Below are 11090 nucleotides of genomic sequence, written 5' to 3'. Positions count from 1 at the left end.
CGTGGTCGGCCCCGCCGCGCTCACGCGCGGGCCTCCGCTGGGACGTGACGGTCGAACCACGACTTCAGGTCGGCCAGAGCCGGGTCGGTCAGATTGCGTTCGAGGTAGCGCCAGGTGCGGGGCATGAAGGCCTTGTACTGCGAGCGGCCGAGCAGCGCCTGCCGCGCGAAGACGCGGCCGAGGATTCTTGCGGCGTTCGAGGCCGCCAGCGCCCGATAGTCGGCCAGGTACCTCTCGCGGTCGGTCTCCGGACGGGCCGCCAGGTAGCGGTCCAGCATCGACGCTTCGAGCTCCGGCGAAACGTCGCGGCGCGCATCCTGTAGCAGGTGCAGCAGGTCCCAGGTCGGGTGCGCTTTCAGCGCGTCCTGGAAGTCGAGCAGGCCGACGCGGGCCGGGCCCTTGCGGTTGGGCAGCCAGAGCAGGTTCTGGGCATGGTAGTCGCGGTGGCAGAAGACGCCCGCGCCGGCCTCGCCGCGCACCCAGACCGGAGCCCACAGCCGATCCCATTCAGCGACCCCGTCGGGCCCGAAGGCGGCCAGGCCCGCGAACTTCGGCCACCATTCCAGGAAGGTGTCGGTGGCGACCTTCAGGGCCAGCCGATCATAGGTCAGCAGCGGCCAGCTCACCCCCTGGGCGGTCAGTATGGCCGGCGGCGTCTCGGCATGGAGCTGGACCTGGACGTCCACGGCGGCCTCGTAGAGCGGAAGCTCCGGCTCCCCGTGCGCGATCAATGTGGCGAACAGGCCATCGCCCAGGTCCTCCAGCACCGCGAAGCCGTCGTCCACGTCGAATGCCTCCACCACCGGCGCCGACAGGCCGTGGGCGCGCAGATAGTCGGCGGTGGTGACGAAGGCGGCGATCGACCCGGCGGCCAGCCGCGCGGCGGCGTTGTAGCCGAGCGCCATCCGCTCGGCGTCGCTGGCGCCCGGCGGGCAGATCGGGGTCTCCAGCACCGGCGGCTGGTCCATCAGGATCAGCGGCCGGCCGCCCGGCGGATGCAGCCGCTCATAGCTGCGCGTCGAGGCGTCGCCGGCCAGCGGCTCGCGCCGCGCCGCGCTGAGGCCGCAGTCCTTGAGGAACCGCGCCTTCGCCGCCTCCCGCTCAGGGTTCAACCTGCCGTCCCTCCCATGCCCCATGAGGCGTCAGCCGCGCCGCGCGGCCCGCCCCCTCAATGGCGATCTCTACATCGAGTCGATCCGGCGGAAGCCGCCCCGCCAATCGATCGGGCCACTCGATCACCGCGGCCCCGTCGTCCAACGCCTCGTCCAGCCCGATCTCATAAGCCTCGTCCGGATCGGTGAGGCGGTAGAGGTCGAAGTGGGCGATCTTGAGTCCCGCGCCTTCGTAGAATTGCACCAGGGTGAAGGTCGGCGACGGCACGTCTTCGTCCGGCGTCGTCAACGCCCGCACCAGGGCCCGCGCCAGGGTCGACTTGCCGGCGCCCAGCGGCCCCGAAAGGCACACCGCCTCGCCGGGCCGCAAGACGCGCGCAATGGCCGCGCCGAGCCGCGCGGTGGCCGCCTCGTCACCTAAGATCACGCGGACGCCCGGGCCGGGCCGGCGGCCGGGCCGCATTCGGCATAGGCCTTCAGGGTCTGGGCGTCGGAAGCGACCGTCATGAGACGGAGGATGCGCTGGCGCGGGGGCGATGGGCAAGCGCCCAGCCGGCGTGTCTAGGCCGTGATGTCCAGCAAGGTCCCGACGCCGGCGGGCGGGGTGGAACGGAGCTTCTGGGCATTGCCGTCCGCGTCGGTCTCCTGCGCCGGACCCTTCACCGGCATGACCGGCGGCACAGCCGAGACCGGCTGGTAGTAGGTCGGTCCGGTGGGGATGGCGGCGACTTGCAACGGCGGTTCCGGCGCTTCAGACTGCCTGACGCTAAGGCCAACCTCTTAAACGATCGTGAGGCGGGGTTTCCGTCCCGGCGTTCAGGGTCTAAATCCCCCGCCATGCGTGACATCACCCACTTCATCGACGGCGCTCCGGTCGCCGGGACCTCCCATCAGTACGGCCAGGTGTTCAACCCGAACACCGGCGAGGTGCAGGCCCGCGTGGCCCTGGCCAGCGTCGGCGAGATGGACCTCGCCGTCGCCTCGGCGCTGAGGGCGCAACAGCACTGGGCGCTGGTCAATCCGCAGCGCCGCGCGCGGGTGATGTTCGATTTCAAGCGGCTGATCGAGGCGAACATGGACGAACTGGCCGAGCTGCTCTCGTCGGAGCACGGCAAGGTCATCGCCGACTCGAAGGGCGACATCCAGCGCGGCCTGGAGGTGATCGAGTTCGCCTGCGGCATCCCGCATGCGCTGAAGGGCGAATACACCGAGGGCGCAGGCCCCGGCATCGACGTCTATTCCATGCGCCAGCCGTTGGGCGTCTGCGCGGGCATCACCCCGTTCAACTTCCCGGCGATGATCCCGATGTGGATGTTTGGCATCTCCATCGCGGTCGGCAACGCCTTCATCCTGAAGCCCTCGGAGAAGGACCCGTCGGTCCCCGTCCGCCTGGCCGAGCTGATGATGGAGGCCGGCGCGCCCAAGGGCGTGCTGAACGTGGTGCATGGCGACAAGGTCGCGGTGGACGCCATCCTGCAGCATCCGGACGTCAAGGCCGTCAGCTTCGTGGGCTCGTCCGACATCGCCCAGTACGTCTACAGCCACGGCACGGCCAACGGGAAACGGGTCCAGGCCATGGGCGGGGCCAAGAACCACGGCATCGTCATGCCCGACGCCGACCTCGACCAGGCGGTGAAGGACATCACCGGGGCGGCCTTCGGCTCGGCCGGCGAGCGCTGCATGGCGCTGCCGGTGGTGGTGCCGGTGGGCGCCAAGACCGCGGAGGCTTTCCGCGAGAAGATGCTGGCTGAGATCGAGACCCTGAAGGTGGGCATCTCCACCGACGCTTCGGCCCAGTACGGCCCGGTGGTTTCAGAGGTGCACCGCAGGCGCATCTCCGACTACATCCAGCTGGGGGTCGAGGAAGGCGCCGAGCTCATCGTCGATGGCCGCGACTTCTCCCTGCAGGGCTACGAGAACGGCTTCTTCATCGGCCCCTCGATGTTCGACCACGTGAAGCCCGGCATGCGCACCTATCAGGACGAGATCTTCGGGCCGGTCCTGCAGATGGTCCGCGCCGAGAGCTTCGAGGAGGCCGTGGCGCTCCCCTCCAACCATCAGTACGGCAACGGCGTGGCCATCTTCACCCGCAACGGCCGCGCCGCGCGCGAGTTCGCCAGCCAGGTGCAGGTGGGCATGGTCGGCATCAATGTGCCGATCCCGGTGCCGGTCGCCTACCACACCTTCGGCGGCTGGAAGCGTTCGGCCTTCGGCGACACCAACCAGCACGGCATGGAAGGCGTGAAGTTCTACACCAAGGTGAAGACCATCACCGCCCGCTGGCCGGAAGGCGCAACCGAAGATAGCGCCTTCGTCATCCCGACGATGAAGTGAGCGCGTAGCGACTCATCCCGGCGCAGGCCGGAATCCAGCCGTCAGGTCCGGCGGCTGATCTGGTCCTTGGTCGCCGTGCGGGTCTTGGGGCCCGACGCGCGGTCCGGCTTGGCGCCGCGGTTGGCGTGGTTGGCGTTCAGGACCGCGGCCTCGTCGCCCGGCTCGCTGCGCAGGTCCTCGTCGTAGTTGTCGAGTTCGAGCGGCGTCTGCGGCAGCTGATCGGGGTCGCGCTGCGCGTCGAGTTCGCGCTGGCCCACGCCCAGGCCCTGTTCGCGTCCAGGGTTCGCCTCGATCTCAGAGGTTTCGAAGGTGCGGTCTTCGTCGGCCACGGGACGTCTCCTTGTGTGAGTTGGATCAACCCGCGGCGCTGACGCCTGTTCCTTTCGCCCATTCCTTGCGCGGAGCTTCACCGCCCGCTAGGCGGGGCTATGGCCTCCGCCCTGCAAGCCGCCTACGACGCCCGGATCGCCGCGGGCGAAATCCGGGCCGACCCGGCGCAGGCGGCGGGATTGGCGGCCCTGGTCCGCCTGGAGGCCGATCTCGCCGAAGCGCCCACGAACGGCGGCCTGAAGGGCCTGTTCCGCAAGCCCCCGTTCCACAGGATTGAGGCCGAGCGCGGCGTCTACCTCTGGGGGCCGGTCGGGCGCGGCAAGTCGATGCTGATGGACCTCTTCTTCGAGGTGGCCCCGACGCCCAAGAAGCGGCGCACCCACTTCCACGTCTTCATGGGCGAGATCCACCGGGCCATCGGCGAGTGGCGCACCGGCGACGCCGCAGCGCGCAAGGCCCGCTTCGGCCAGCATAAGGGCGACGACCCGATCGTCCCCGTCGCCGACCGGGTGGCCGAGGCCGCACGGCTGATCTGCTTCGACGAGTTCCAGGTCACCGACATCGCCGACGCGATGATCCTGGGCCGCCTGTTCGAGGCCCTGTTCGCCCGCGGCGTCACCCTGGTCGCCACCTCCAACCGCGCGCCGGACGGGCTCTACAAGGACGGTATCAACCGCCAGCTGTTCCTACCATTCATCGCCCTGCTGAAACGGCGGCTGGAGGTGGTCAGCGTCGCCGGCGGCCATGACTATCGCCTGGACCGCCTGCGCGCGGCGGGGACCTGGTTCTCGCCAAACGATCCGGACAACCAGCGATCCTTCGCCACCCTCTGGCGCGATATGCTGGATGGCGAGGAGGAGACCGGCGCGACCCTTGAGGTCCTGGGCCGCAAGATCATGCTTCCCCATGCCCTGGGCGGGCAGGTCCGGGCGAGCTTCGCCAGCCTCTGCTCGGTGGCGCTCGGCCCCAACGACTACGTGGCCCTGGCCGACCACTTCCACACGGTCTTCCTGGAGGACGTGCCGAAGCTGACGGCCGCGCGGCGGGAGGAGGCGCGGCGCTTCGTGATCCTGATCGACGCGCTTTATGAGGCCCACGCCAAGCTGATCGTCTTGGCCGAGGCCCAGCCGGCCCAGCTCTATCCGGCCGGCGACGGCGCCTTCGAGTTCGAACGCACGGCGTCCCGCCTGGAAGAGATGCGTTCGGCGGACTGGCTGGCCGACATCGCGCCAGCGGCCTGACGCCGACTCAACCCAGAATCGCGGCGGAGCTCGCCTCGCCAGACGATATTATGCATTTCTTATAGAGCGCCCCCAGGCCAGCGCCCATGCGATGCGCCAGCCATGGTTGTGGAAGAAAACGCCCGGGTTGCCGGCTTTTCGCGCCATTCAGGCCGGCCATTAACGATCCGATAAGCGCGCAGGGGTCCTGTGATCGGGCGGCCGTCCCTGCAGTGTCGCGAGCCCAGAATGGGCCAGTTCCGCCGTTCCCCGCTTGCGTCGCTACAGGATTTCCCATGTTCGAGGATGTGCCCGCCATGATGGCCGGGTCAGTGACGCCGCCGCCCGTCAGGCTCGCGAAGAGCCTGGGGCTGGCCTTCCTGGGCCGCACCATCTTCGAAGGCGTTCGCCTGGCTGAGGTCTGGGACCCGCTCGCCAAACGCTTCCTCGCCGATCCGCACGACTCCGGCGCGCTCATGGACCTGGCGACCCTCGTGCAGATGCGCGGCGACCGCGAGAAGGCCCTTGAACTGCAGGCCTCCGCCATTGAGCAATGCCGCGTCTATCGCACCACCCACGGCACGGGGCAGGGCCCGAAGATCCTGGCCTTCATGGCGCCCGGCGACTTCATGACCAACACCCCGATCGACTTCCTGCTGGAAGGCTCGAACGCGGAGCTGACCCTCTACTACGTCGACGGCGACCTGCCGGCCCCGGACCGGGTTCCGGAGCACGACGTCGCCTTCCTGGCGATTGGTCAGGCTGATGACGGCTCGGCGGCGCTCGCCAGGTTGCGCGGCGCCTTCGACGCCTGGCCGCGGCCGGTGGTGAACGGCCATCCCGACCGGATCGCCGCCCTCAGCCGCGACGGCGTCGCCGATCGTTTCGAGGGCCATCCCCAGGTCATCTGCCCGCCGACCCGGCGGGTCGACCGCGCCGCCCTGGCCGCCGTCGCCGCGGGCGAACTGGCGCTTGAGGCCCTGCATGGCGACCTGCGCTATCCGATCATCGTGCGTCCCATCGGCTCCCACGCCGGCAAGGGGCTGGAGAAGGTCGGCGACGCCGCCGAGCTGGCCGCCTATGTCGACGGCCATGCCGCCGAGGCCTTCTTCATCGCTTCGTTCTTCGACTACGCCGGCGCCGACGGCCTCTATCGCAAGCTGCGGGTGGTGTTCGTCGATGGTAAGCCCTTTGTCGCCCACATGGCGGTTTCCGCCCGCTGGATGGTGCACTACCTGAACGCCGACATGGCGGACCCGGCCAACCGCGCCGCCGAGGCCGAGATGATGGCCACCTTCGACGCGGGCTTCGCCCAGCGCCACGCCCTGGCGTTCGAGGCCCTGACCCAAGCCTTCGGTCTCGACTATTTCGGCATCGACTGCGCCGAGACCCAGGACGGCCGTCTGGTGGTCTTCGAAGCCGACGTGGCGATGATCGTCCACGCCATGGATCCGCCCGAGGTCTATCCGTACAAGAAGCCGGCCATGGAGAAGCTGTTCTCCGCCTTCGTCGCCGCCATGTCGCGGTCGGCCCAGCGCCGGCGTCTCGCCGCCTAGACCCTCCCCGCTGGCCGCGCATAAGCTCGGTGGCCTTTCGCCGGGAGGACCGCCATGCCCAAGATCGACGTCGCCGTCGTGCCGGAACGCAAGGGCACGGGCTACCCGCCGCCCTTCGACGCGCCCTGCGCCGAACGCATACGGCAGCGGCTGGGCAATGCCGGCGGCCTTACGGATTTTGGGGTCAACCTCATGCGCCTGCCGCCGGGCAATTGGTCGAGCCAACGCCACTGGCATAGCCACGAAGACGAGTTCGTCTATGTGCTCGAAGGCGAACTGACGCTGATCGAGGATGACGGCGAGACGCTGCTGCGCGCCGGCGATTGCGCCGCCTTCGCCAAGGGTTCCGGTAACGGCCATCACATGATCAACAGGTCAGGCGAGACCGCGGTCTATCTTGAGGTCGGCTCGCGCGCGCCCGCCGACCTCACCACCTGCTCCGACATCGACATGATGAGCCTCAACGCCGACGGCCGGTTCACCCACAAGGACGGTTCGGCGTATTCCGGGGGTTAGGATCCAAATTTGATTCCGCTCATCCCGGCCTTCACCGGGATGAGTGGGTGTGAATGTCCAGGCCCTACGCCGGCGCCCGCAAACTCTCCACCAGCGCCCGGGCGTAGGGGCGCAGCTCCGCATCGGCGCGCACCACGATGGTCAGTTCGCGCACCGCCCAGTCGTCGCTGAGCTCGACGACGCCGAGCGACATGGTCTTGACCGCCCGGGCCGCGGTGGTCGCCGGCACGACGCCCACACCCACGCCGGCCTCCACCATCCGGCAGACCGCGTCGAAGCTGCGCAGCTGCACCCGCAGCCGCAGCGGCCGGCCCTCTCGCGCCGCCTTGCCGGCGAGGAACCGCTGCAGCGAGGCGGCCCGGTCCAGGCCCACGAGGTCGTAGTCCAGCACCTGGGCGAACCGCACGCTCGCCTGGCCGTCCAACTGGTGTCCGGCCGGCGTCACCACCACGAAGCGGTCGGAGCGGAACGGATAGGTGGCGAGCGCGCCCACATCGACCGTGCCGGCCACGATGCCCACGTCGGCGGAGCCCTCCGCCACCAGGCCGACGATCTCATCCGACAGCCGCTCCTCCAGGTCGACGCTGACCTGCGGGTGGGCGGCGAGGAAGGCGGAGAGCGCCTCGGGCAGGAATTCGGTGAGCGCGTTGGTGTTGGCCAGCAGGCGCACCTCGCCTGAGAAGCCGCCGGCGAAGGCGCTGAGGTCTTCTCGAAGCTGCGCGCTCTGGGCCAGCATGGCGCGGGCGTGCTTCAGCAAGGTGCGCCCCGCCTCGGTCGGCGTGACGCCCTGGCGCGAGCGGATCAGCAGGGCCGCGCCCAGCGCCTGCTCCATGCCGCGGATCCGCGTCGAGGCGGCGGCCAAGGCCAAGGCGCTGCGCTCCGCCCCGGCGGTGATCGAGCCGGCGTCGGCCACATCGCAGAACAGCCGCAGGTCTGTCAGATCGAAGCGCATCCTTCGCCTTTCGCGAAGGGAAACTACAGGAAAGACGCATTGCGACGCCAGCGACAATCCTGGATGCTTCGTCCCTCGCGAAATAAGTTCAAGGCTTGGCCCAATGAATAGGCGTCTGGTCGAACGCGGGCTCCCGCGACTTGTCAGAACGGCGGCCGACAGGTTGGCCACGCGGTGCGCGGGCTTCGTTGACACCCCTCGCGCGGCGCTTAAAAGCGGAGGCGCCTTGGGACGGGATGAGAGCGGGTCACGCACATGACAGAAGCCTCCAACACGCCGCGTGAGCGGCCGGTCTCGCCGCACCTGGTCACCGGGGGCCTCGGCTCGCCGCTGCTCTGGCGCTGGCACATCACCATGTGGACCTCGATCCTGCATCGGGCGACCGGCGTGGCGCTCTATGTCGGCGCCCTGATCGCGGCCGCCTGGGCGATCAGCCTGGCCGAAGGGCCGGACGCCTATGCCGGCTTCAAGGGCCTGCTGGGCTCGGTCCCCGGCAAGGTGGTGATGTTCGGGCTGACGGTCTGCATTTTCTACCACCTCGCCAACGGCATCCGGCACCTGGTCTGGGACACCGGACATGGGTTGGACGTGAAGTCGGCCAACGCCTCGGCCGTCGTGGTCTTCGCCTTCGCCGCGGCCGCCAGCCTGGCGATCTGGGGCATCGCCGGCATGACGGGAGCGCTCTGATGGTCAGCTATCGCACACCGCTGGGCCGGGCCCGCGGCCTGGGCTCCGCCAAGCACGGCGCCAGCCATTGGGTCGCGGAACGGGTCAGCTCCATCGCGCTGGTCCCGCTGGTGATCTGGGCGGTCTACGGCGTCCTGCGCCTGGCCGCCGGCGACTATGGCTTCGCCGTCCACTGGGTGCAGGACCCGCTGAACGCGACGCTCCTGGTGCTCACCCTGGCCATCAGCTTCTGGCACATGCAGTCCGGCATGCGGGTGGTGGTCGAGGACTACATCCACAAGGCCCTGACCAAGAGCGCGCTCCTGCTCCTGAACCTGTTCGTCTGCGGCCTGGCCGGCGCGCTGGCGATCTTCTCGATCCTCAAGGTCGCGCTGGGAGGCGCCTGAGATCAGCCATGGCGACCTATAATTTCATCGATCACAAGTATGACGTCGTCGTCGTGGGCGCCGGCGGGTCCGGCCTGCGCGCAGCGCTGGGCTGCGCGGCGGCGGGGCTGAAGACGGCCTGCATCTCCAAGGTCTTCCCGACCCGCTCGCACACCGTCGCGGCGCAGGGCGGCATTTCCGCCAGCCTGGGCAACATGGGCGAGGATGACTGGCGCTGGCACATGTACGACACCGTCAAGGGGTCGGACTGGCTGGGCGACCAGGACGCCATCGAATATCTGGTCAGGAACGCGCCGGCCGCGGTCTACGAGCTGGAGCACTGGGGCGTGCCGTTCTCGCGGACGTCCGAGGGCAAGATCTACCAGCGCGCGTTCGGCGGCATGACCCGCAACTTCGGCGAGGCGCCGATCCAGCGCACCTGCGCGGCGGCCGACCGCACGGGCCACGCCATGCTGCACACCATGTACGGCCAGGCGCTGGCCAAGAAGACCGAGTTCTTCATCGAGTTCTTCGCCCTCGACCTGATCATGGACGAAGGCGTCTGCCGCGGCGTCACGGCGTGGAAGCTGGACGACGGCACAATGCACCGCTTCCAGGCCCAGCAGGTGATCCTGGCGACCGGCGGTTATGGCCGCGCCTACTTCTCCTGCACCTCGGCCCACACCTGCACCGGCGACGGCGGCGGCATGACGCTGCGCGCCGGCCTGCCGCTGCAGGACATGGAGTTCGTGCAGTTCCACCCCACCGGCATCTACGGCTCCGGCTGCCTGATTACCGAGGGCGCGCGCGGCGAGGGCGGCTATCTGACCAACTCCGAGGGCGAGCGGTTCATGGAGCGCTATGCGCCGACCGTGAAGGACCTGGCGCCCCGCGACATGGTCTCCCGCGCCATGACCATCGAGATCCGCGAAGGCCGCGGCGTCGGTCCGAAGAAGGACCACATCAACCTGCACCTGGACCACCTGGACCCCAAGGTGCTGCACGAGCGTCTGCCCGGCATCTCGGAAAGCGCCCGCATCTTCGCCGGCGTCGATGTCACCAAGGAGCCGATCCCGGTGCTCCCGACGGTGCACTACAACATGGGCGGCGTGCCGACGAACTTCTATTCTGAGGTGGTCACCAAGGCCGGCCGGAACCCCGACCAGGTGGTGCCGGGCCTGATGGCGGTGGGCGAGGCGGCCTGCGTCTCGGTGCACGGCGCCAACCGCCTGGGCTCCAACTCGCTGATCGATCTGGTGGTGTTCGGACGCTCCGCGGCGCTGCGCTGCGCCGACACCATCAAGGCTGGCGCGACCCAGGTCGAGCTGAAGCCCGCGATGACCGACGGGCACCTGGCCCGCTTCGACCGCTTCCGCAACGCCCACGGCAAGACCTCGACGGCGGCGCTGCGGCTGGAGATGCAGCAGGCCATGCAGGAAGACGCCGCGGTGTTCCGCACCGGCTCCAGCCTGGTCTCCGGCGTCAAGCGCCTGGAGGCCGTGCAGAAGAAGCGCAAGGACCTGGCCGTCACCGACCGCGGGATGATCTGGAACACCGACCTGATGGAGACCCTTGAGCTTGACAACCTGATCGGTCAGGCCGTCGTCACTGTGGTCGGCGCCAACAATCGTCAGGAAAGCCGCGGGGCCCACGCCCGCGAGGACTTCGCCGCCCGCAACGACAAGACCTGGATGAAGCACACGCTCACCTGGTTCGACGACGCCACCGGCAAGGTGAAGATCGATTACCGGCCGGTCCACGACTACACCATGACCAACGACATCGCCCCGATCCCGCCCAAGGCGCGGGTGTACTGAGGCGATCGTGGACACCGCCCAGCCAGGTCTGGAGACACCCCCGGCCATCGGCTGGTTCCACTCGCTGAGCCTGCCGGGCGGCGAGGCGACGGCGGGCGAAAAGCCGGCCGCGGTGCTGGCCGCGGAGGCCGAGGTGGTGTTCAGGCAGGGCGTGGCCGGCAAGCGCGTGCTCGATATCGGCGCTTGGGACGGCTTCTTCAG

Annotated in this window: 13 protein-coding genes; 8 read left to right on the top strand and 5 right to left on the bottom strand. The window is 69.1% G+C overall.

The genetic code is table 11. The features are described 5' to 3' along the window. Positions 1-20 precede the first annotated feature (20 nt). The 3 genes from amgK to VHS75_RS12540 form a co-directional block, all read right to left on the bottom strand. Complete coding sequence (gene amgK, locus VHS75_RS12550) at positions 21-1112, bottom strand: N-acetylmuramate/N-acetylglucosamine kinase AmgK (protein ID WP_329638960.1); 1092 nt, start codon at positions 1110-1112, stop codon at positions 21-23. Continuing rightward, positions 1102-1575 (bottom strand): tRNA (adenosine(37)-N6)-threonylcarbamoyltransferase complex ATPase subunit type 1 TsaE, encoded by a 474-nt coding sequence (gene tsaE / locus VHS75_RS12545; RefSeq protein WP_329638959.1) that lies wholly within the window; start codon positions 1573-1575, stop codon positions 1102-1104. Before tsaE ends, amgK begins: the two co-directional genes overlap by 11 nt. A gap of 98 nt (positions 1576-1673) precedes the next feature. Further along, positions 1674-1847: a hypothetical protein gene (locus VHS75_RS12540; RefSeq protein WP_329638958.1), complete on the bottom strand. Its 174-nt coding sequence runs from the start codon at positions 1845-1847 to the stop codon at positions 1674-1676. 102 nt (positions 1848-1949) lie between these two features. Here VHS75_RS12540 and VHS75_RS12535 point away from each other — a divergent pair, with 102 nt between their 5' ends. Further along, on the top strand, positions 1950-3446 hold the full coding sequence (locus VHS75_RS12535) for a CoA-acylating methylmalonate-semialdehyde dehydrogenase (protein WP_329638957.1): 1497 nt from the start codon (positions 1950-1952) through the stop codon (positions 3444-3446). A 41-nt stretch (positions 3447-3487) separates the two neighbouring features. Here VHS75_RS12535 and VHS75_RS12530 read toward each other — a convergent pair whose 3' ends face one another. Beyond that, on the bottom strand, positions 3488-3775 hold the full coding sequence (locus VHS75_RS12530; RefSeq protein WP_329638956.1) for a hypothetical protein: 288 nt from the start codon (positions 3773-3775) through the stop codon (positions 3488-3490). A gap of 99 nt (positions 3776-3874) precedes the next feature. On the opposite strand from VHS75_RS12530, the gene zapE reads away from it, so the two are divergent. From zapE to VHS75_RS12515, 3 genes are all read left to right on the top strand, one after another. Further along, positions 3875-5017 carry a cell division protein ZapE gene (gene zapE, locus VHS75_RS12525; RefSeq protein ID WP_329638955.1) on the top strand — a complete coding sequence of 381 codons (1143 nt, stop codon included), beginning with the start codon at positions 3875-3877 and terminating at the stop codon, positions 5015-5017. Between the two features lie 275 nt (positions 5018-5292). Beyond that, entirely contained in the window at positions 5293-6552 is a 1260-nt protein-coding gene (locus VHS75_RS12520; RefSeq protein WP_329638954.1) for a hypothetical protein, read from the top strand. Between the two features lie 54 nt (positions 6553-6606). Further along, a complete protein-coding gene (locus tag VHS75_RS12515; protein ID WP_329638953.1) occupies positions 6607-7068 on the top strand; it encodes a cupin domain-containing protein in 462 nt (153 codons plus the stop codon). A gap of 64 nt (positions 7069-7132) precedes the next feature. Here VHS75_RS12515 and VHS75_RS12510 read toward each other — a convergent pair whose 3' ends face one another. Then, entirely contained in the window at positions 7133-8020 is an 888-nt protein-coding gene (locus VHS75_RS12510; RefSeq protein WP_329638952.1) for a LysR substrate-binding domain-containing protein, read from the bottom strand. Positions 8021-8275: 255 nt separating this feature from the next. On the opposite strand from VHS75_RS12510, the gene sdhC reads away from it, so the two are divergent. The 4 genes from sdhC to VHS75_RS12490 form a co-directional block, all read left to right on the top strand. After that, entirely contained in the window at positions 8276-8707 is a 432-nt protein-coding gene (gene sdhC / locus VHS75_RS12505; protein ID WP_329638951.1) for a succinate dehydrogenase, cytochrome b556 subunit, read from the top strand. After that, on the top strand, positions 8707-9093 hold the full coding sequence (sdhD, locus tag VHS75_RS12500; RefSeq protein WP_329638950.1) for a succinate dehydrogenase, hydrophobic membrane anchor protein: 387 nt from the start codon (positions 8707-8709) through the stop codon (positions 9091-9093). The genes sdhC and sdhD overlap by 1 nt, the downstream gene beginning before the upstream one ends. A gap of 8 nt (positions 9094-9101) precedes the next feature. Further along, positions 9102-10889, top strand: a complete 1788-nt coding sequence (gene sdhA, locus VHS75_RS12495; RefSeq protein ID WP_329638949.1) for a succinate dehydrogenase flavoprotein subunit — start codon at positions 9102-9104, stop codon at positions 10887-10889. 7 nt (positions 10890-10896) lie between these two features. Then, positions 10897-11090 (top strand): hypothetical protein (locus VHS75_RS12490; protein ID WP_329638948.1); only part of this gene is annotated, 194 nt, incomplete at its 3' end.

The organism is Phenylobacterium sp., from assembly GCF_036264965.1.
In the GTDB taxonomy this organism is placed as follows: domain Bacteria; phylum Pseudomonadota; class Alphaproteobacteria; order Caulobacterales; family Caulobacteraceae; genus Phenylobacterium.
This window is presented reverse-complemented; position numbering and strand designations above follow the sequence as displayed.

Excerpts from the sequence above, each read along its gene's own strand:
- sdhA (WP_329638949.1), top strand. The coding sequence starts at position 9,102 with ATGGCGACCTATAATTTCATCGATCACAAGTATGACGTCGTCGTCGTG.
- VHS75_RS12510 (WP_329638952.1), bottom strand. The coding sequence starts at position 8,020 with ATGCGCTTCGATCTGACAGACCTGCGGCTGTTCTGCGATGTGGCCGAC.
- sdhD (WP_329638950.1), top strand. The coding sequence starts at position 8,707 with ATGGTCAGCTATCGCACACCGCTGGGCCGGGCCCGCGGCCTGGGCTCC.
- VHS75_RS12535 (WP_329638957.1), top strand. The coding sequence starts at position 1,950 with ATGCGTGACATCACCCACTTCATCGACGGCGCTCCGGTCGCCGGGACC.
- tsaE (WP_329638959.1), bottom strand. The coding sequence starts at position 1,575 with ATGCGGCCCGGCCGCCGGCCCGGCCCGGGCGTCCGCGTGATCTTAGGT.
- VHS75_RS12520 (WP_329638954.1), top strand. The coding sequence starts at position 5,293 with ATGTTCGAGGATGTGCCCGCCATGATGGCCGGGTCAGTGACGCCGCCG.
- zapE (WP_329638955.1), top strand. The coding sequence starts at position 3,875 with ATGGCCTCCGCCCTGCAAGCCGCCTACGACGCCCGGATCGCCGCGGGC.
- VHS75_RS12515 (WP_329638953.1), top strand. The coding sequence starts at position 6,607 with ATGCCCAAGATCGACGTCGCCGTCGTGCCGGAACGCAAGGGCACGGGC.
- sdhC (WP_329638951.1), top strand. The coding sequence starts at position 8,276 with ATGACAGAAGCCTCCAACACGCCGCGTGAGCGGCCGGTCTCGCCGCAC.